This window comes from Amycolatopsis sp. NPDC051903, from assembly GCF_044452505.1.
Classification (GTDB): Bacteria; Actinomycetota; Actinomycetes; order Mycobacteriales; family Pseudonocardiaceae; genus Amycolatopsis.
In genome coordinates this window covers 55,966-78,111 of sequence record NZ_JBITBT010000038.1, presented here as the reverse complement: position 1 = coordinate 78,111, position 22,146 = coordinate 55,966, and the positions used below count along the sequence as shown (strand labels likewise).

The 22,146-nt window shown below is 71.4% G+C and carries 5 protein-coding genes and 1 pseudogene; 2 read left to right on the top strand and 4 right to left on the bottom strand.

Going from position 1 to position 22,146, the window contains the following annotated elements:
- The first annotated feature begins 26 nt into the window (after positions 1 to 26).
- Both ACIA77_RS42795 and ACIA77_RS42790 read left to right on the top strand, forming a co-directional pair.
- Positions 27 to 770 carry a 3-oxoacyl-ACP reductase family protein gene (locus ACIA77_RS42795; RefSeq protein WP_395891886.1) on the top strand — a complete coding sequence of 248 codons (744 nt, stop codon included), beginning with the start codon at positions 27 to 29 and terminating at the stop codon, positions 768 to 770.
- 456 nt (positions 771 to 1,226) lie between these two features.
- Positions 1,227 to 2,426, top strand: coding sequence for an MFS transporter (locus tag ACIA77_RS42790; RefSeq protein ID WP_395891884.1), 1,200 nt, complete (start codon positions 1,227 to 1,229; stop codon positions 2,424 to 2,426).
- Positions 2,427 to 3,385: 959 nt separating this feature from the next.
- Here the strand turns inward: ACIA77_RS42790 and ACIA77_RS42785 are convergent.
- From ACIA77_RS42785 to ACIA77_RS42770, 4 genes and pseudogenes are all read right to left on the bottom strand, one after another.
- Positions 3,386 to 5,467 (bottom strand): tetratricopeptide repeat protein, encoded by a 2,082-nt coding sequence (locus tag ACIA77_RS42785; protein ID WP_395891883.1) that lies wholly within the window; start codon positions 5,465 to 5,467, stop codon positions 3,386 to 3,388.
- Between the two features lie 771 nt (positions 5,468 to 6,238).
- Positions 6,239 to 6,982, bottom strand: coding sequence for a thioesterase II family protein (locus ACIA77_RS42780; protein ID WP_395891882.1), 744 nt, complete (start codon positions 6,980 to 6,982; stop codon positions 6,239 to 6,241).
- Positions 6,979 to 12,012 (bottom strand): annotated as a pseudogene (locus ACIA77_RS42775) (SDR family NAD(P)-dependent oxidoreductase); the annotation flags it as partial. The pseudogene ACIA77_RS42775 and the gene ACIA77_RS42780, both read right to left, overlap by 4 nt.
- A 118-nt stretch (positions 12,013 to 12,130) precedes the next feature.
- Positions 12,131 to 22,138 carry a type I polyketide synthase gene (locus tag ACIA77_RS42770; protein ID WP_395891881.1) on the bottom strand — a complete coding sequence of 3,336 codons (10,008 nt, stop codon included), beginning with the start codon at positions 22,136 to 22,138 and terminating at the stop codon, positions 12,131 to 12,133.
- Positions 22,139 to 22,146 lie beyond the last annotated feature (8 nt).

Genomic DNA, 22,146 nt, shown 5'->3' with positions numbered 1-22,146 from the left:
AATGCGCAATTCGAAAGGGTAATGACGTGACGGCACCACTTGCAGGTCGGCGAGCGTTGGTGACTGGAGCTTCGCGCGGTATCGGAGCGGCGATCGTGCGACGGCTGGCGAGGGACGGCGCCGCGGTCGCCTTCACTTACCGCGCATCGGTCGCCGCGGCTGAAAAGCTGGTGGCCGAGATCACCGAAACCGGGGGCACCGCAGTCGCGATTCAGGCCGATAGCGGTGACGTCGAGCAGGTGACCAGGTCGATCGACGAAACCGTGACCCAGTTGGGCGGCCTGGACATTCTCGTCAACAACGCCGGCGTCCTCCCCGCGGGTTCCATCGAGTCGCTGACCATGGAGCAGTTCGACCGGTTGGTCGCCATCAATGTCCGGGGTGTTTTCGCCGCAATCCAAGCGGCTCTGCCGCATCTGGGCGCCACCGGTCGCGTCATCACCATCGGCAGCATCAACGCTGACCGGGTTCCCCTGGCCGGGATGTCGATCTACGCGATGTCGAAGGCGGCGGTCGCCGGATTGACGCGCGCACTGGCCCGCGAACTCGGGCCCCGCGGCATCACGGTCAACAACCTTCAGGTGGGACCCACGGCAACCGAGATGACCCCCGAGGACGGGGAGGTCGCGGACTCGCTGCGCGACCTGATGGCACTCGGGCGTTTCGGCCGGCCGGACGAGATCGCCAGCACCGTCAGCTACCTGGCCGGACCGGAAGCGGCGTTCGTCACCGGCGCCAACTGGAACGTCGACGGCGGCTTCACCGTCTGAGTCCCCCAGAAGCCAGAGGAACCCGGCCCGTCACCTCAAGCGGCGGGCCGGGCCCCACGCGTACCCGGCTATCACATTGGTGACTGAGCGCGACTTGTCGGCGGAAGCCCGTTCGGTGCGATGTGGCGCGCGCCTGCGACCTGCCGCGGAAACGCTCGACCTGGCCGTGTCCGCCCGGGCCACTGCGGCCTGATCGTCTTGTGACGAGCGTGAGTGGCCGCGATGGCGGCGGCGAAGTCACGAGGGGCCACGCAGTTCTTCGTGTCCCCGCCAGTGGTAGTCACCCGGAACGTAGGCACATCAGGGTCAGGCAGCAGCGGCATGAACGGAAAGGCCAGCCGGTTGCCACAAACGTCCGGCTGCGCACGGCGACCTTTACGCGAGGGCGGCCGCGCAGACCTTCCCAACCGGAGCGGCACAGGCCCGCCGGCCCAGGAGCGACTGATGGAGCAGCACATGACCGAACGGGCTGACACAGCTTCCTCCGCCGCAGTGCGCGAAGGAGACCGTCTTCCGGGCAAGGCCCTCCTCGCACTCTTCTTCACCGGGTTCGTGGGCATCCTCACCGAGTGCCTGCCGGCCGGCCTGCTCCCGGACATGGCCCGTTCGCTGCACACGAGCGTTGCGCTCACCGGCCAGACCGTCACCGTGTACGCCGCGGCCACCTCGATCGCGGCGATCCCCCTCTCCCGCGCGTTCTCGACGTGGCCCCGCAAGAACGTGCTCCTGGTGGCTCTGGCCATCGTCGCCGTCACCAACGCGCTCACCGCCCTGTCCGACGACTACCCGCTGACCCTGGTGATCCGGTTCGTCGCCGGCCTGGGCACGGGCATGATCTGGCCCCAACTCGGCGGATACGCCGCCCGGCTCGCCCCCGGGGGCCAGCAGGGCCGCGCCATCACCATCGCCCTGGCCGGCACGCCCATCGGGCTCGCGTTGGGCGTCCCCCTGGGCCCCTGGCTCAGCAGCCTGGGCGGGTGGCAGGCCGCCTTCCACGCGTGCGCCGGCCTGACCGTGCTGACCATGCTGTGGGCGGTGGTGACGCTGCCGAACCCGCCCGGCCTGCCAGCGGGCCGGCGCCGCACGGTCTCCGACACGCTGGTGATCCCCGGGCTTCGCGTCATCCTGTTCGCGATCGGCGCATACATGGTCGCGCACAACATTCTGTACACCTACATCAGCGACTTCCTACGGCACGCGGGTATGGCGGGTCGAACGGGGTGGGTGCTGTTCGTCTTCGGCGTCCTGTCCGTGGTGAGCACCCTCGTGGTCGGCATGCACATCGACCGCCACCTCCGCAAACTCGTGGTGGGCAGCACGGCGCTGTTTGCGATCAGTGTGCTCGTCCTGGCGGTGCTCTCCGGCGTGCCCGTGCTGGTCTACATCGCCGCCGGGGCCTGGGGCTTCGCCTTCGGCAGCGCCGCCACCCTGTTCATCGACGCCGCGATCAACGCATCCCGGGACGCCGCCGACGTCGCCCAGTCGATCGTCATCACCGTCATCTCGGGGTCCATCGCGGCCGGCGGCCTCCTCGGCGGCCTGCTCATCGCGGACCTGGGAGCCGCGTCAATCACCTGGGCTGCGCTGGCACTGCTGGTCGCCGCCACCGCGGCCGTCACCGGCGGGAGGAAGCACGCCTTCCCCACCAGCGCCTGACGCGGTCCACCACCCGGCCGCCCGACTGGCGGCGAGAGGCGCAGACCATCCTCGGGTCACGCAGACGCGCGCCAGGCGCAGACCACCACATTCCACGACAAGTGATGCTCAACGAGCGAGATCCACTTTTACGAGGGCGCCACGATCGGCCATCACCGCGCGAACTGGCGCGCGTTGGAGAATGTCCTGCAGTCTCCCACGCGGACAGTAATCACAGCAGGTTGCATGCCACACGACTTCGACGCCAGGTGACCAGACTGACAAAACAAGAAGAAACCGTCTATTCATCGACCTGCAAGCTCCCGAGACGCGTTCGCTCGGGCTGCACCCAGGCTTGACGACACCGGGGAAATCTCAGCGAGCATGCAGCAGATTCGGTCAGCGGAAACCTCGCATGACTGCCCACCAGGTGCAACGCTATAGTGAAGCAAGCTCTGGAGGTCAAGGTGATTCTTGGAATGACCGGCCGTCGGAACTTTCCGCGCACCTTTGCCCCCGTGGTCGCACTACTCTTGATGTCGACCTCTTGTGCCACAAGCAAGGATACAGTTTCCAAGGAAGAAACATTCGAATTTTTCCCGGGCAGCCAAAAGCATATCTTTATCCGACAGATAAGCGCAAAGGGGTAGCGGCGAAAACCGGCCCTGGCGACGAGCGGGCCAGCCGTGGACGGTCGCCGCCGCGGCCCTGCTCGGCAACGCCGCCCTCGCCACCGTGCTCTGCTTCGTCCTGCTTCCCGCCGCCAAGATCCTCATGGGACCGGCGAACGTCCGCGCCTTCGGGGACGGGGTCACCGTCCACGCCGCCGAACTCGGGGGCTGCTGGGTGTTCTGGATGATCGCCTGTGCCAACGTCTTCGGGAACCGCCCGACCCGCTTCGCCGGCAAGTCTCGATGTGGACCGCCGGCGAAGCCGGTGGAGCTACCGAAGCGAGAGCCAAAACCTGGCTCGACGCGACGTCAGCCGTTTTTCGGGAGCGCAGCGATCAGCTCCCGGATCCGCTTCGCCCGGTCGCTTTCCGGGCCGAACCGTTTCGTCCACTCTGCACGCACGATCTCGAGCTGTTCAGCGGCCAGGTCGAGCCGGCCGGCGTCCCGCGCGCCGAGTCCGAGCCGGTACCGGGTGGACACTGTGTGGGGGTGGTGCTCGCCGAGGATCCGGATGCTGTCAGGCAACAGCTCCGTGAACATCTGGATCGCGCGCTCCGGATCGCCGCTGTTACGTGTCCACACCGCGATCTGGAAACGAGTGCTGAGCACGTTCGGATGATCGGGACCTTGGATGCGAACCCGCTCGGTGAGGAGGTCCCGGAACAACGAGAGCGCTTGTTCCCGGTCGCCGTGCCGGCCGGTCCACATTGCAAGCTGGTGCTTTACTCCCAGCGTCAGGTGGTGGTCGGGCCCGTGTACGCGGGCGTAGTCGTCGACCAGCTCGATGAGCCGCTGCTTGGCCTCGCCCCGCGACCGGGACTTGCCGAGCTGGATGGCTGCCTGCAGTCGCGTCTCGAGCGTGTCCGGGTGGTCCGGGCCAAGCCGCGCGTGGCAGTCCTCGAGCAGGTCGGCGAACATCCGGCCGGCGTCTTTCTCGTCGACCTCCTGGGTGAACCGGGCGAGCATGCTGCGCAGACGCACGATCTCCGGGTCGCCGGCGGACAGGCCGGTCAGCGTCTCGGTCAGGAACGCGATCGCTCGCTCGGGATCACCGCCCGAGCCAATGCCTTCGGCCAGCCCGGCGGCCGCACCCGGCACGCCCGCCGCGGCCGCTTTCTCGAACGCCGCTTCCGTTACCTCGAACCGGGCGAGGGGGCGAGCCGTGATGCCGACGCCCAACGCCTGTTCGGGAGTGCACCACGCCACGACGCCCAACCAGACGGGCACCGGCACCGGGTCGGTCGCGAGATCGATCAGGTAGTCGAAGGCGAGTACACGGTCGTCGCGGACGGGGATCAGCAAACTGCTGGCGCCGCGAGCCGGCTTCGTCGCCCAGCGAACAGCGTCGTCCACCGATTCGGGGCGCAGGGCCGCCCCGCCACGTGCGTCGAGGTAGTGCTCGGACAATTCGGCGAGCACGTCGACGGGGACCGGCTCGCTGAGCCCTGCGCGGCGGCAGTCGATCGCCGCAGCGATGAGAGACGCGCCCCGGGGGTGGCCGCCCGGTCGCCACGCGTTTTGCCAGTCCCGCGCCAGTTCCGGCCCGTCGGCAAGCAGTTCGGCGAGCCCGAACGTGTCGGTCATGCGCAGCGCAGAACGCACCCGCCGGTCCGACGACCTGCTCGCCCGGTCCAGCTCCGGTACGCTCCAGCGGCGTGGCAACGGGATCTCGACGGCCCGTCGCAACACCTCGCGTGCGGCGCGCCACCCGTCGCGGTCGTCGCTGTCGGCCTCGTAGCGTGCGCCGAACCGGTCGAGCTCGCCAACGCGAATCGTGCCGAGGACCACCGCGTCTGTGGCCAGCACCCGGTCCAGCAGTGGCACGGTCAGCCCATGCACGCCGAAGAACCGCTCGACGTCGTCCAACCACACGACGCACCGCCTCAGGTCGACAACGGTCTCTACCACGGTCCGCACAGCGTCCCGCGACGCCGGCGCGACCAGGTAGTGATCGGGAAGCACCCGCCGGACCGCTTCGTAGGCGGCGCGCGTCTTCCCGGCAGTCGATTCGCCGGACAGCAGCACGAACCCGCCGGCGCGCACCGCTTCATCGACCCGGTCGTCGACATCACGGACCACGTACGCGGGAACCTGGCTACTCTCGTCGGGTGCGGCGGGATGCGCGCCCAGCAGCACCGGGTCGGTCAGCTCACGGACCCGGCGCGGTCGGCCACCGAGCACCTGGTCCGGCAACGCCGTCCGGACCTCCGCCCCACGATCGACCAGCGCCCGCCCGCGTGCGCCGTACACGCCGAGCACCACGAGCACCACACCCGTGACCGCGCCGGCGATCCGGTCGCCGAGCAGGAAGCCGGCCAGGACCCCGAGCACGGCGCCCACGACGGCGACGCCGACGAGCAGCAGCCATCCCTTGGCCCGGCGAGACACCATGTGCCGACCGTATCGGATCACGCACTCAACGCGGCGCGGAACGCGACATCCGCGAAGACCACCTCATCGAACAGATCGACATCCGGCTCGGCGACCAAGACAACCGAACCCACGGCAGCCCAGAACCATCCCGCCGCGGGTCAGCTTTCGGCGCGCTTCGATTCGAGGAGCCCGACCCAGGGTCGCGCCCGGCGAGGCGATGAAGATCTCGGTCCGGCTTCGACTCAACAAGGGCCTCACAGCCCACACGTGCGGATTGGTCGGGCCCTGCTGCCCGCACCATTGGACCAGCTACGAGATCAGCCAGCTGCCGCAAACTCCTTGAAGCGAAGGCGGATCGCTCGAAGGCTGCGTTGACAGGGAGCAGAGTGGCCGGCGACCTTGATCTGCAGCTGCTCGGGGCCAGGTTCGGGAGCCGCCATTTCGCCCCAGAGGGCTTCTTGTCCAACGGGACGGGAGCGCCACCGTGATCGCGTACGTGAATCCATCTCCTCCGCCGGCTCGCCGCGCGTCCGACAAGCAACTCCCCTCGCTGACTTCACCGATCGCCATGGCTGATTGAAGCGGAACCGAGTCGACGATCATCCGCTGAGGAATCCGAAGCGCGGATGAGGTGACCCCTGACGCGGGGGCTGATCGTCGATGGCTGCGGCGGGGCGAGCTCGTGCGACATCTCCGGACGACCGGACTCAGCACGACCACAGCTCCCGGAAGCCGGGTCAGATGCCGGATGGCGAACCGATCCCGTTCGCCGCCGGTGGGCCGGCGGCCTCAGCCGAGACCGGCGGCGATCAGCTCGATGATCTTCGCTGCGTGGTCTGCGAGGAAGAAGTGACCGCCGGAGAACTCGACCAGCTCGCATGGCGCTGTGGTGTGTGTGGCCCAGTCCTGGGCCTCGGCCACGGTCGTGTGCGAGTCGTCTGTGCCGATCAGGGCGGTGATGGGCACGTCGAGCGGTTTACCGGCGTCGAAGCGGTACGTCTCGACCGCGCGGTAGTCGGCGCGCACGGCCGGCAGGATCATCGCCCGGACCTCCGGTTCCCGCAGCAGCCGGGCGTCCGTGCCGCCGAGGGAGGCGATTTCGGTGACCAGGCCGTCGTCGTCGAGCTGGTGCACCCGGCCGGGCCGGCTCAACGCGGGCGAGGGACGGCCGGACGCGAACAGGCGGGTCAAGCGGAACCGCGGGTCGTCGGCGAGCCGGCGTGCCACCTCGAACGCGACGACGGCACCCATGCTGTGCCCGAAGAACGTCAACGGCCGGTCCAGAAGCCCGGGCATGGCCGCGGAAATCCCGTCCGCCAGATCCGTGACCCGATCCCTCGGCGGCTCGTGACGCCGGTCCTGGCGCCCCGGGTACTGCACGGCCACGACGTCGGCGGCCGGGGCCAGGGCCAGTGCCATCGGTTTGAAGAACGGCGCGGAACCGCCGGCGTGCGGGAAGCAGACCACCCGATGGCGCGCCCCGCCGGTGTCGGCGAACCGCCGGAACCAGAGGCCTTCGTCGGTCGAGGTCACACGCGCTCCTGGTTCTCATCGAGCCAGGCGCGGACCGCGTGTGCCGTGACTGCGACGTTCTTTTCCATGATCTCGTAGTGGTCACCGAGCGAGTCGGCCGTGCGCGACACCGCATCGAACGCAGCCTGCCAGTCGCCGGTCATGCCGCGCATCGGCTGTGAGGCGCGGACGAGCAGCGACGGGAAGGGCACCGGTGCCGGTTTCCAGTCCGCGAAGGTCTCGAAGTACCAGGTGTGGGCCGAAAGCCGGGTGCCGTTGAGCGGCGCGGCCGGGTTTTCCCGCTCACGCATGTGCTCGAACACTTCGCGCTGGAAGTCGGCGAAGTAGCTGTTGCCGTCGTCGAGCTCGTAGGTGTCGACGAAAACGAGGCCCTCGGGCGCGCTGCCCCGGTCCGCGAGGGCCAGCGCCAGCTCGTGCGCCAGGATCCCGCCGGAGGAGTAGCCGCCGAGGACGAACGGCCGTGCAGCGGCGTACTTCTCGGCCGCGTCCGCGAGCACCTCGACCACGGCCCGGCGGTCGGCCGGCAGCTGCTCGCCGTCGGCGAACCCCGGAAGCTCGAACGACGCCACGGCGATGCTCGGCAGGGCTTCGGCGAACCTCGAGTACAGATGCGGACCGGTCAAGGCGACCAAGGGCGGGACGAGGATCAGCTGCGGGCCGCCATCCGGCGGGGACAGCGACACGATTCGCACCCCACCGTCCAGTTCCGACGCCGAAGCGAACCTCGGGCGGAGCGTCGCGACGGTGCGCGCGAGCGCGACCCCCTCGTCGACTCGTCCGGCGTCCACCGAGTGCCAGAACGCCTCGCTCAGGACGTCGGCCGAACCCGCGCCGGACGGCCTGGGGTTCGCCGGCGCGGTGCCGGCGGCGCCGCGCAGGTACTCCACGAGTTCCGCCGGGGTTTCGTGGTCGAAGATCACGGTCGCCGGCAGCCGCAGCCCGAGGAGTTTGCCGAGCCGGTTGCGCAGTTCGATCGACGTGAGCGAGTCCATGCCGAACTCCTTGAACGGCGCGGCGAGGTCGACGTCCCCCGGAGCCCCGCGGCCGAGCACCTCCGCCAGCTGCGTGCGGACCACCTCCGCCACGTCTCGGCGCCGGTCACCGGGGTCCAGTGTGGACAGACCGGAATCGGCTCGTACGGTTGGCGATGTGATCAGCCCTTCGAGCAGCGGGTATGGCCGCGTGGACCGGGCCGAGCCGTCGAGCCGGGTGGCGGCGACGAGGGCTTCGTCCACGGTCACAGCCCGGTCGAACAACGCGAAGCCCTGCGCCGCGGTCATCGGCGCCAGCCCGGCGCTCGCCAGTCGCCGCAGGTCCTGATCGGACAGGGTGCCGGTCATGCCGCCCTGCTCCGACCACGCTCCCCAGGCCAGCGACAGGGCGGGCAGGCCGTGCGCCCTGCGGTGCTGGGCGAAGGCGTCCAGGAAAGTGTTGGCGGCGGCGTAGTTGCCCTGCCCGGCCGCGCCCAGGAGCCCGGACAGGGAGGAGAACATCACGAACGCCGACAGCTCCGTGTCCCGGGTCAGCTCGTGCAGGTTCCACGCGCCCCGCACCTTGGGTTCCAGCACCCGGGCGACCGCTTCGGGCGTCAGCGACTCGATCGTCGCGTCCGCCAGCACGCCCGCGGCGTGCACGACCGCGGTCACCGGACCGTGTTCGGCGAGCACCGCAGCCACTTCGTCGCGATCGCTCACGTCGCACGCCGCCAACGTGACCTCGGCACCGAGTTCGGTCAGCTCCGCTCGCAGCTCGGCCGCACCGGCCGCCCGTGGACCCTGCCGGCTGATCAGCAGCAGGCGATCGGCGCCGCGGTGGCGCACCAGGTGCCGGGCCAGCGCGGCGCCCAGCCCGCTGGTGCCCCCGGTGATCAGCACGGTTCCCCGGTTCCACAGCTCGGAAGCCGCCGGCGCTTCGACGGCCGGCTCCAGCCGCGGCATCAGAACCTGGTCGCCGCGGACGGCGAGCTGAGGCTCCTCCGCGGCGAGGGCGGCCGCCAGCACCTCGGGCGACGGTGGTGTGTCGTGGTCGACGAGGACGAAGCGGTCCGGGTGCTCCGCCTGAGCCGACTTGACCAGCCCCCACACCGCGGCCGCGGTGAGATCCGGAGCCGGCTCACCGCCGCTCGTGCGCACGGCGCCGCTGGTCTGGAGCACCAGGCGGGTGTCGGCCAGGCCGGGATTCGCCAGCCAGGCTTGCAGCAGCTCCAGCACCTCGACCGTGCCCGCCCGGACGTCCTCGACGGCAGCCGGGCCCGCTTTCCGTTCGTACAGCGGAACCAGCACCACGTCCGGGACCTCGCCGGTGAGGCCGGCCAGCTCCCGCGGATCACGTACACGGACCACGTCGAGTTCGCCGCCGGGCCGGGTACCGGCAGGCACCCATCCCCAGCGCAGGAGCGACCCGGCTCCGTCCGGTCCGGTGTGGACGGTCGGCGTAGCGACGTCGGGCCAGTACCGCCGGCGCTGGAACGCGTAGGTGGGCAGGTCGACGTGCCGGCCTCGCACCCCGATCACCGCCGGCCAGTCCACGTCGGCTCCCGCGGTGTGCGAGTGTGCGACGGCGGCGACCGCTCCGGCGGCCTCGTCCTGGTCCTTGCGGACCGCGGGCACCACGGTGGTCCGGTCCGGATCGAGGTCGGTGTGGATCATGGGCGACAGGGTGGCGCGGGGTCCGGCTTCGAGGAACACCGTGACGCCGTTCTTCTCGAGCGTGGCGACCCCGTCGGCGAACCGCACCGGCTCGCGCACGTGCCGGACCCAGTGGTCCACAGTGGTCACCTCGGCACCGGCCAGGTTGGACACCAGCGGGATCACCGGCTCGTGGAAAGCGATCCCGCTGATCGCCGCACGGAACTCGGCCAGCATCGGATCCATGAGCGCCGAGTGGAACGCGTGGCTGACGCGCAGCCGCGTGGTCTTGTACCTCCGCTCCCCCAGCACCCGACGGAGGTCCTCGATCGCTTCCCCGGCCCCGGACACCACCACGGACTCCGCGGCGTTGACGGCCGCGAGGTCGACGTCGTGGCCGGCCAGGACACTCGCGAGTTCGGTTTCCCCGGCCGCGACGGCCAGCATCGCCCCACCATTCGGCAAGGCCTGCATCAAATCGGCGCGCGCGGCCACGAGCGTGCACGCGTCCTCCAGCGAGAACGCCCCGGCCGCGTGCGCCGCGCTGATCTCGCCGATCGAATGACCCAGCACGAAGTCCGGCCGGACACCCCACGATCCCAGGAGCCGGAACCACGCCGTCTGCCACGCGAACAACGCCGGCTGCGTATAGCCCGTCCGGTCGAGCGGTTCGGGCTCCGCGAACATCACGTCCCGCAACGGCTTTTCACCCGCCAGCACCGGATCCAGCAGCGCACACACCTCGTCGAGCGCCTCGGCGAACACCGGGAACCGCGCCGACAGCGAACGACCCATTCCGACCCGCTGCGCACCCTGCCCGGAAAAGACGAGCGCGACGCGGCCCACCGCCCCCGCCGTCCCCGACACCACGGCCGGGTCGGGAGCCCCGGTGGCCAGCGCCCGCAGTCCCGACAGCGCCTCGGCCCGATCCGCGGCCACCACCACGGCCCGGTGATCGAAACTCGAGCGCGTGGTCACCGACGACCACGCCAGGTCCGTCACTCCCAGCTCGGGTTCCCGCTCCAGCAACGACGTCAGCCGACCCGCCTGGTCACGCAGCGCCTGCGCCGACCGACCCGAGACGAGCACCGGCTTCGGTGCGCCGTCGTCCGAGGTCGCGGCCGGCTCCGGGACCTCGGGCGCCTGCTCGAGAACCACGTGGGCGTTCGTGCCGCTGATGCCGAACCCCGACACCCCGGCCCGGCGTGGCCGGCCCGTGTCCGGCCACGGGAGCTGCTCGGTCAGCAACCGCACCGAACCGGCACTCCAGTCCACCGCGGTGGTGGGCCGGTCGACGTGCAGCGTCCGCGGCAGCACACCGTGCCGCATGGCCTGGGCCATCTTCACGATGCCCGCGATCCCGGCCGCGGCCTGCACGTGGCCGATGTTGGACTTCACCGACCCGAGCCACAGCGGATTCCCCTCGTCCCGGCCCTGCCCGAGGGTGGCGAGCAGCGCCTGGGCCTCGATCGGGTCCCCGAGCCGGGTCCCGGTGCCGTGGGCTTCGGCGACGTCGATCTCGGGCGCGGACAGCCCGGCGTTGGCCAGCGCGTCGCGGATGACCCGCTGCTGCGAAGGGCCGTTGGGGGCCGTGAGGCCGTTGGACGCACCGTCTTGGTTCACCGCCGAACCCCGCACCACGGCCAGCACCCGGTGCCCCAGCTCCTGCGCCCGCGACAACCGCTCGACGACCAGGACTCCGGCGCCCTCGGCGAACCCGGCCCCGTCCGCCGCTTCGGCGAACGACTTGCACCGCCCGTCGGGCGCCAGTCCGCCCTGCAGCGAGAAGTCGATGAACACCTCCGGCGTGGACATCACCGAGACGCCGCCGACCAAAGCGAGATCGCACTCGCCGAGCCGCAGCGACTGCGTCGCCCAGTGCAGGGCGACCAGCGACGCCGAACACGCCGTGTCGACCGTGACCGCCGGGCCTTCGAGGCCCAGCAGGTAGGCGACCCGACCCGACAGCACGCTCGACGAGCTGCCGGTGAGCAGGTAACCCTCCAGCTCGTCGCGCGCCTTCAGCGAGGTGTGGACGTAGTCCTGCGCGTTCGACCCGACGAACACACCGGTCCTGCTGCCGCGCAGCACCTCGGGCCTGATCCCCGCTCGTTCCAGGGCTTCCCACGTGGTCTCCAGCAGCAGCCGCTGCTGGGGATCCATCGCCATCGCCTCACGCGGCGGGATGCCGAAGAACCCCGCGTCGAAGTCGGCGGCGTCGTGCAGGAAGCCGCCGCGTCCGGTGGCCGACCCGCCCGCACGCAGGCTCGCCGCGTCCCAGCCGCGGTCGGTGGGAAAGGCCGACGTCACGTCGCGGCCGCCGGCCACGACGTCCCACAGCTGCTCGGGGGAAGTCACGTCACCCGGGAACCGGCAGCCCATGCCCACGATCGCGATCGGTTCACGCAGGCCGGATTCGGTCTCATGCAGTCGATCCCGCGTCTCGCGCAGCTCCTCGATCGCCCGCTTCAGGAAGTGCCGGAGCTTTTCCTGCTCGTCGCTCATGCTTTCTCCTCCGAAGTCAGGAAATCCCGAATTCCTTGCCCATCAGTTCGAACAGCTGGTCGTCGGTCGCCTCGTCCAGTGCCGCACCGGACTCCGGCTCCTCCGATCGCCATTCGCTCAGCAGCTGCTGCAGCCGATCGGCGATCAGCGCCCGTTCGGACGCGGCGACCTCCACCGACCGCAGCTCCGATTCCAGCGCCGCCACCTTGCCCAGCAGCACCGAGTTCCCGGGCCGGCCCTCCTCGCCCAGCAGTTCGTCGAGCAGGTGCTGGGCGAGGTCGGTGGGCGTCGGGTAGTCGAAGACCAGGGTCCGGGGCAGGTCCAGGCCCGTGGCCATGCTCAGGATGTTGCGCAGCTCCACCGCCGTCAGCGAGTCGAAGCCCAGATCGCGGAACGCCCGGTTCTCCGGGATCGGAGCCGAGTCGGTGTAGCCGAGCACGGCCGCGAGCTGGACCCGCACGAGGTCGAGCACCGTCCGGATCCGGTCGGCGTGCGCCAGCGCGGCCAGCCGGGTCCGCAGGCGCACGGCCGGGTCGACCGCCAGGCCCGCGTCCACCTGCTCCGCCGACCGGTTCACCTCGGGCAGATCGCCGAGCAGCGCACTCGGCCGGGCCGCGGTGAAGATGGCGAGGAACTGCTTCCAGTCCACGTCGGCGATCACGGCCGTGGCGTCGCCGCGTTCCAGCACGCGCCGCATGCCTTCCACCGCCATGGCCGGGGAAATCCCGATCAGGTCGAAGGTGCGCAGGCTGCGCCGCGTCGCTCCCTCGCCGCGGCCGTCGCACGCGATGGCGGTGGCGGGAAGCCCGTGCGCCCGGCGGTACTGGGCCAGCCCGTCGAGGTAGGCGTTGGCCGCCGCGTACGAGCCGAGCCCGACCCCGCCGACGGTCCCGATGACCGACGAGACCATCACGAACATCGCGAGGTTCAGTCCCTGGGTGAGCTCGTGCAGCACCATGGCGGCATCGACCTTGGGCCGGAACACCGTGGCCAGCTCTTCGCCGGTCACGCCGTCGATGGTGCCGCCCTGCAGCACGGCGGCCGTGTGCACGACCCCCGCCAGCGGGTACTCCGCGGGAATCGCGGCGATCGTCTTCGCCATCGCTTCCCGGTCGGCGGCGTCGCCCGCCACGAAGGTCACCCGCGCGCCGAACGCGCCCAGCTCCGCCTCCAGTTCCCGCGCACCCGGGGCCAGCGATCCTTCGCGGCTCACGAGCACGAGGTGCGGCACTCCGCCTTCGGCCAGCCACCGGGCGGTCTGCGCGCCCAGCGCACCGGTCCCGCCGGTGACGAGCACGCTGCCCTCGGCGGGCATCTCCCACGTCGGGTCCGGCACCGGATCGATCGCCCGGTGGGCCAGGCGCCGGGCCCAGGTCCCGGACGGCCGCACCGCCAGCTGGTCCTCCTGCCCGCCGCCGGACACGAGGACCGCCGCGACCTGCCCGGCGACCGCGTCCGGATCGGCGGTCTCGGGGACGTCGATCAGGCCACCCCAGCGCTGGGCGTGCTCGACCGCCGCGGTCCGGCCCCAGCCCCACACGGCGGCCTGGGCCGGACGCGAAACCTCCCGCGAGTCGTCGACGGCGACCGCGCCCCGGGTCACGCACCACGCCGGCGCCGCCACCGCGGCGTCTCCCAGCGCCTGGACCAGCAGTGCCGTCAGCTTCAGGCCGATCGGCACATGACTGTCCGCATCGGCCGCTTCGTCGTGCCAGGCCAGGAACGACACCACTCCGGCCGGCGCTTCCCCGAGAGCCGTGATCCGCGCGGCCAGCGCTTCCCGATCGACGTCCTCGGCCCGGACCTCCGTCGTGGTCACCGCCGCGCCGGCGTCGGTCAGCTGCCGGCGCAGGCCGGCGATCACCGGCTGGTCGTCGTATCCGGCCGGCACGAACACCCACCACGGAGCGGGCGCCCCGGCCGAGGCCGGCGGCGCGACCGAGGTCCAGGTGACCTCGTACCCGGCCCCGGCCAACGTGGCCCGGTCCTCCTGCCGCCGGCGCCAGGACGACAAGGCCGGCAACAACGGCGCCAGCGACGATTCCTCGAGGGACAGCTCCGCCGCGAGCCGCGTGGTGTCCCCGCCGTTCACCGCCGCCCAGAACTCGGCGTCCACTTCGGACCCCGGGTGGACGGTGGCCGGCTCCGCGGTGATCTCGGGCCAGTAGCGCTGGTGCTGGAACGCGTAGGTCGGCAGGTCGACCTTCCTCCCGCCGGAGAAGACCGCGGGCCAGTCGACGGCCACGCCGGCGGTCTGCAGAGTGGCCAGCGAGGTCAGCAGCCGGTGCGCGGATCCCTGACCCCGGCGCAGGGTGCCGGTCACGACGGCCCCCGATCCGGCCGCCTCGGCGGTCTCCCCGAGGGGAACGGTGGTCACCGGGTGCGCGCTCACCTCGGCGAAGGCGTGGTGGCCTTCGGCCAGCAAGGTCCGCACGGCGGGTTCGAACAGCACGGGCCGCAGTGCGTTCTGGTACCAGTACTCGGCGTCCAGCTCGGCACCGTCCAGCCAGTCGGCCCGGACCGTGGAGAAGAACCGGACGTCGCCCGTGCGCGGCGTGACCGGCGCGAGCAGCTGCAGCAACTGCTCCCGGTACGGCGCCACGCGTTCGCAGTGCGTCGCGATCGAAGCCGGTACCCAGCGGGCCCGGATCCCGTCGGCTTCGCAGTCCGCCATGAACCGCTTCAGCGTCTCGGTGTCACCGGCGACGCCGACCGAGGTGGGCCCGTTGATCCCCGCGATGGCGAGGCCGTCGACGAGCCGCTCCCGCACGTCGTCCGCGGGCAGGGACACCAGGACCACTCCGCCGTCGCCGACCATCGCGGACAGCACCTGACTGCGCAGGGCGATCACCCGCGCACCGTCCTCGAGGGACAGCGCGCCCGCGAAACAAGCCGCGGCGATCTCGCCCTGGCTGTGCCCGATCACGGCATCCGGCTCGACCCCGTACGACCGCCACACCTTCGCCAGCGAGAGGTTCATCGCCCACAGCACGGGCTGAACGACGTCGAGCCGCTCCAGCAGGTCCGCGCCGGCGGGATCGGTGAGCACGTCGGTCAGCGACCAGGAGATCCACGGCGCCAACGCGTTCTGACAGTCCTCGATGGACTCGCGGAACACGGCCGAGGTCTCCATCAGCTCCCGGCCCATGCCGGCCCACTGCGAACCCTGGCCGGGGAACACGAACACCAGGCCGCCGGCTCCGGTGACTTCGCCTGTCACCACGGCCGGTCCGGGCTCGCCCGCGGCCAGCGCCCGCAGCCCGGACAGCGCCTCGTCGCGGTCCGCGGCCACCACGGCCGCGCGGTGGTCGAACGCCGACCGGGTCGTGGCCAGCGACCACGCCACATCGGCCAGCGCCAGGTCGGTGTCCCGTTCGACGAGCTCGACGAGCCGGGCCGCCTGCTCGCGCACCGCGGGAGCGGACTGGCCCGACACCACGATCGGCACCGGCCCGTCGGCGGCCGCGGCGGCCGCCGGCTCGTCCTGCGGGGGCGCCTGTTCGAGGATGATGTGCGCGTTGGTGCCGCTGATGCCGAACCCGGACACCCCGGCGCGCCGCGGCCGGCCCGTCTCAGGCCACGGGATCTGCTCGGTCAGCACGCGCACCGCGCCGGCGTCCCAGTCCACGTGCGTGGTGGGCTCGTCGACGTGCAGCGTCCGCGGCAGCACGCGGTGCCGGATGGCCTGGACCATCTTGATGATCCCGGCGGCGCCGGCCGCGGCCTGGGCGTGCCCGATGTTGGACTTCACCGACCCGATCCACACCGGATGGCCGTTTTCCCGTCCCTGCCCCACGGTTTCGATGAGCGCGTGCGCTTCGATCGGGTCACCCAGGCGCGTGCCGGTGCCGTGCGCTTCCACGGCGTCGATCTCCGTCGGCAGCACCCCGGAGCGAGTCAGCGCGTCCGTGATCACCCGGCGCTGGGAAGCCCCGTTCGGCGCGGTCAGCCCGTTCGACGCGCCGTCCTGGTTCATCGCCGAGCCGCGCACCACCGCGAGCACGCGGTGCCCGCGTTCCCGCGCCGTCGACAAGCGCTCGACCGCGAGAACACCGACGCCTTCGGCGAACCCGGTGCCGTCCGCGGTCTCCGCGAACGCCTTGCACCGGCCGTCCACCGACAGCACCTTCTGCCGGCTCAGGCCGACGAACACCCGCGGCTGCGACATCACCGAGACGCCGCCGACCACCGCCAGGTCGCACTCACCTGACCGCAGCGACTGCGTGGCCAGGTGCAGCGCCACCAGCGACGACGAGCACGCGGTGTCGATCGTGACCGCGGGCCCCTCCAGCCCCAGCGTGTAGGCGATCCGGCCCGACATCACGCTCGACGTGCTGCCCGTCAGCAGGTGGGCTTCCAGCTCGTCGCGCAGTGAGCTCTTCTCGTCCAGGTAGCCGTAGTGGGAGGCGCCGACGAACACACCGGTGCGGCTTCCCTTCAGCGTCCGGGGATCGATGCCCGCGCGTTCGAGGGCTTCCCACGTGGTTTCGAGCAGCAGCCGCTGCTGCGGGTCCATCGCCAGCGCTTCGCGCGGCGAGATCCCGAAGAACCCGGCGTCGAACTCCGCGGCCTCGTAGAGGAACCCGCCCACGAGGGTGTCGGAGTCGCCGTCGCGCAGCGCGCCCAGGTCCCAGCCGCGATCGGTGGGGAACCCGCCGATCACGTCGCGCCCGGACGCGACCAGGTCCCACAGGTCTTCCGGCGAGGTCACGCCGCCCGGGTACCGGCAGCCCATCCCGACCAGCACGACCGGGTCGTCGTCGCGCGGCGCCAGGACCGGTGTCTGCTCGACGGTCGCGGCGGGATCGGCCACCAGATCGGCGAGCAGGGACTCCGACAGCAGTGCGGCGGTGGGGTTGTCGAAGGCGATCGTGGGCGGCAGCCGCAGGCCGGTGAGCTCGTTGAGCCGGTTGCGCAGCTCGATGGACGCCAGTGAGTCCAGGCCCAGCTCCTTCAGCACCTGGGTGGGCTGCACCTCGTCCGGCGTCGCGTGGCCCAGCACAGCGGCAACTTCGGCACGCACCAGCTCGGTCAACCGGCGCAGCCGCTCAGCCGGCGGCATGGCCGAAAGCCGCTGCCCCAGCGAAGTCCCGGCCGTGGCCTTCGCCGCCGCGCGGACGGGTGCGCGCGTGACCAACGCGTCGAGCACGCGGGACGACGGCGCGGACACCGCCGAGCGGTCGAGGCGCGTGGCGGCCAGCACGGGTTCACGGGCGGCCATCGCCTGATCGAACAGGGCGAGCCCCTGTTCGATGCTCATCGGCGGGAACCCGGCGCGGGCCATGCGCTGGATGTCGGCCTCGGACAGCTCGCTGGTCATGCCGGTTTGCTGCGACCACGCACCCCAAGCCAGTGAGACGGCTGGCTGCCCGTGGGCCCGCCGGTGCGAAGCGAGGGCGTCGAGGAACGAGTTGGCCGCGGCGTAGTTTCCTTGCCCGGCCGCGCCCAGGAGGCCGGCCATGGACGAGAACACGACGAACGCCGACAGGCCGGCTTCGCGAGTGAGCTCGTGCAGGTTCCACGTGCCCCGGACCTTCGGCTCAAGCACCCGCTTGACGGCCTCGGGGGTCAGGGACGTGATCGTCGCGTCCGCGAGTACCCCCGCGGTCTGGACGACGGCGGCTACCGGGTGATCAGCCAGCACCGCGGCCAGTGCGGCCCGGTCGGCGATGTCGCAGGCCGCGATGGTGACATCGGCACCCAGTTCGGTCAGTTCGGTTCGAAGTTCGGCTGCGCCGGGGGCTTCCGGGCCGCGTCGGCTGATCAGCAAAAGCCGGCGCGCACCGCGCTCGGTCACCAAGTGCCGCGCAAGGGCGGCGCCCAAGCCGCCGGTCCCGCCGGTGATCACCACGGTTCCCCGCCCCCACGAGTCCGTCGTGGTTTCCGGCGTCGACGCCGGCACGAGCCGGGGCACGGTAACGCGGTCCTCGCGCATCGCGAGTTGCGGTTCCGCGAGGGCCGTGTCCGCCAGCGTGGACATCGGTGCACCGTCGTGGTCGACGAGGACGAACCGATCGGGGTGTTCGGTCTGGGCGGACCGGACCAGGCCCCACACCGCGGCGGCGGCGAGATCCGTCACCAGTCCGGTGCCGGCGGCGTTGCTGGTCAGGAACACCAGCTTGGCCGCCTCCAGCTCCGGCCGGGCGAGCCACGACCGCAGCAGATCCAGCACCGCCGTGGACGCCGTTTCGACGGCTTCGGCGACGTCTTCGCCGCGACCCTGCACCGGAACCAGCACCACGTCCGGGACACCCGCGCCGACCAGTTCGTCGAGGCCGTGCACGACGTCACCCGGCTCAGCCGGGAGCTCACCCAGGTCCGCGTCCAGCGTCACCCAGGTCGCCGAAGGCGCCCCGGAGGCCGGCTGCGTTTCCAGCCATTCCAGGCGCAGCAGCGTGCCCGGCGCCGCATCGGTCAGCCGGTCGGCGGTAATCGGCCGCAGCACCAGAGAGGTCAGGGTGGCCACCGGAGTACCGACCGGATCCACGGCCTCGACGGAGACCGTATCCGGACCGGTCACGGTCAACCGGACCCGCAGGGTGGTCGCACCGGCCGCGCGCACCGCGACACCGGCGAAGGAGAACGGCATCCTGCCGTGCTCGACCGGTGCCAGCGGAGCGAACACGCTCGCTTGCAACGCCGCGTCCAGCAACGCCGGGTGCAGGCCGAACCGGCCCACCTGCTCGCGTGCGGACGGCGGCAACGCGACTTCGGCGAATACCTCATCGCCCCGCGTCCACACCGTTTGAAGACCCTGGAACACCGGCCCGTAGTCGAACGCCGACTCCCCGGCCACACCGGTCTGCTCGTAGAACCCGTCCAGTGCGACCGCGACGGCGTCCGCCGGCGGCCACGCCTGGTCGGCCCAGCCCACCACTGCCTCGGCCGGCGCGGCGGTGACCGTCGCACTCGCGTGCCGGGTCCACGGCTGGTCCGCCGCAGTCCGCGAGTGCACCAAGACCGGCCTGTCCCCGTCTCGCTCCGGCGAGCCCACCAGCACCTGCAAGTCGATTCCGTCGTGTTCCGGCAGAACCAGCGGCTCGTGCAGCGTGAGGTCACCGATCCGCGCGCACCCGAGCGCGGCGCCGGCGTGGCCGACCAGCTCCACGAACGCGGTGCCCGGGAGAATCACCACACCGTTCGCGGCGTGATCGGCCAGCCACGGATGCGTGTCCACCGACACCCGCCCGCTGAACACCTGGCTTTCCACGCCGGGCAGCGAGACACCCGCGCCCAGCAACGGATGGTCGACCACGTCCAGCCCGGCCGCGCCCACGTCACCCGCGGGCACCACCACACCCGGCCAGAACCGCTCGTGCTGGAACGCATACGTCGGCAGCGGTACCCGACGCGCCTGGGCACCCATTCCGGCGAACACCGCCGGCCAGTCGAGCTCGGCGCCGGCCGTGTGCAGGTGGGCGAGCGCGGTGATGGCTCCGGCGGCCTCGTCCTGGTCCTTGCGGACCGCGGGGATCACCGTGGCCGCCTCGGCGTCGAGGGTGGTGTGGATCATTGCGGACAGGGCACTGCTCGGTCCGCCTTCGACGAACACGGCAGCACCTTGGCGGTCCAAGGTGGACACTCCATCGGCGAAGCGCACCGGCTCCCGCACGTGCCGGACCCAGTAGTCCACGGTGGCCACTTCGGCACCGGCCAGTTCACCGGTGAGGTTCGAGACCAGCGGCACGGCCGGTTCCTGGAAGGAAATCCCCGCGATCGCCGCCCGGAACCCGCCTAGCATCGGGTTCATCCGCGCCGAGTGGAACGCGTGGCTGACCCGCAACCGCGTGGTCTTGTACTCCTGATCGCTCAGCACCCGGCCGAGGTCCACGACAGCGTCCTCGTCCCCGGAAAGCACCACGGAGTGCGGGGCGTTGACCGCCGCGATGCCGATGCCGTCGACGTCGGCCAGCAACGACGTGATCTCGGCTTCCTCGGCCGCGACCGCCAGCATGGCCCCGCCTTCCGGAAGAGCCTGCATCAGGTTGGCGCGCGCAGCGACGAGCGTGCACGCGTCTTCCAGAGAGAAGACTCCGGCCGCGTGCGCCGCGCTGATCTCACCGATGGAATGCCCCATCACGAAGTCCGGCCGGATCCCCCACGACCGCAACAGCCGCAACCACGCCGTCTGCCACGCGAACAACGCCGGCTGCGTATACCCAGTCTGATCCAGCAGACCCGCGTCCGGGGTCTCCGCCTCGGCGAACATCACATCCCGCAACGGTTTTTCGCCCGCCAGCACCGGATCCAGCAGCGCACACACCTCGTCGAGCGCCTCCGCGAACACCGGGAACCGCGCCGAAAGCTCACGACCCATCCCGGCCCGTTGGGCACCCTGACCGGAGAACACCACCGCCAGCCGGCCCAGGCCCCGGGTCTCGTTCGAGAACACGGCCGGATCGGCGACATCGTCGGCCAGCGCCCGCAGGCCCGACAGGACCTCGGCCCGGTCCGTCGCCACCACGACCGCGCGGTGCTCGAAACTGGAGCGGGTCGTCGCCGACGACCACGCGAGATCGGCCACCGTCAGCTCGGGGCGGCGCTCCACCCAGGCCGCCAGCCGGTCCGCCTGGTCACGCAGCGCCTGCGCCGACCGGGCGGACACCAGCACGGGTTTCGGCGCACCGTCATCGGGCGTCGCCGCAGGCTCCGCGCCGTCGGGGGCCTGTTCGAGGACGACGTGCGCGTTCGTCCCGCTGATCCCGAACCCCGACACCCCCGCGCGGCGCGGGCGACCTGTCTCCGGCCACGGGATCTGCTCGGTGAGCAGCCGCACGTCGCCGACACTCCAGTCCACGTGCGTGCTGGGCCGGTCGACGTGCAGGGTCTTCGGCAGGACGCCGTAGCGCATCGCCTCGACCATCTTGATGACACCGGCCACGCCGGACGCGACCTCGGTGTGCCCGATGTTCGACTTCACCGAGCCGATCCACAGTGGACGGCCCTTTTCGCGCCCCTGCCCCAGGGTGGCGAGCAGCGCCTGGGCTTCGATCGGGTCCCCGAGCCGGGTGCCGGTGCCGTGGGCCTCGACCGCGTCGATCTCCAGCGGCGACACCCCGGAGCGGGCGAGCGCGTCGCGGATCAGGCGTTGCTGCGACGGGCCGCTGGGCGCGGTGAGCCCGTTGGACGCACCGTCCTGGTTCACGGCCGAACCCCGGACCACCGCCAGCACCCGGTGTCCCAGTTCCTGCGCGGTGGACAGCCGCTCGACCGCGATCATGCCCACGCCTTCGGCCCACCCGGTCCCGTCGGCGGCCTCGGCGAACGACTTGCACCGGCCGTCCTCGGCCAGGCCGCCGTGGCGGGTGAACTCGACGAACACGTCCGGCGTGGACATCACGGTCACGCCACCCACGAGCGCCAGATCACTCTCGCCCAGCCGTAGCGACTGCGCGGCCAGGTGCAACGCGACCAGCGAGGACGAGCTCGCGGTGTCCACGGTGACCGACGGACCTTCCAGCCCCAGCAGGTACGAGATGCGCCCCGACATCACGCTCGCGGTGCCGCCCGTCAGCCGGTAGCCCTCGAGGCCCGGGGCCTTCGCGGTCTTCTCCTCCAGGTAGCTGCGCGTGGTGCCGCCGACGAACACGCCCGTCCGCGTCTCCTTGAGGGAGCCGGTCGGGATCCCGGCGCGTTCGAGCGCCTCCCACGCGGTCTCCAGCAGGATCCGCTGCTGCGGGTCCATCGCGAGAGCCTCCCGCGGCGAGATCCCGAAGAACGCCGCGTCGAACTGGGTGGCGTCGTACACGAACCCGCCGAGCTGGGTGGCCGAGCCGCCGTTGCGCAGCGCGGCCAGGTCCCAGCCGCGGTCGGTGGGGAAGCCCCCGATCGCGTCCCGGCCGGACACCACCACGTCCCACAGGTCGTCCGGCGAGTTCACCTCACCCGGGAACCGGCACGCCATCCCGACGATCGCGAGCGGCTCCCGGCTCGCCGACTCGACCTCGGAGAGCTGCCGGCGGGTCTGGAGCAGTTCTTCGGTGGCCCGCTTGAGATAGTCGCGAAGCTTGTCTGCGTCTGACATGGATCTCC

Excerpts from the sequence above, each read along its gene's own strand:
- ACIA77_RS42790 (WP_395891884.1), top strand. The coding sequence starts at position 1,227 with ATGACCGAACGGGCTGACACAGCTTCCTCCGCCGCAGTGCGCGAAGGA.
- ACIA77_RS42785 (WP_395891883.1), bottom strand. The coding sequence starts at position 5,467 with ATGGTGTCTCGCCGGGCCAAGGGATGGCTGCTGCTCGTCGGCGTCGCC.
- ACIA77_RS42770 (WP_395891881.1), bottom strand. The coding sequence starts at position 22,138 with ATGTCAGACGCAGACAAGCTTCGCGACTATCTCAAGCGGGCCACCGAA.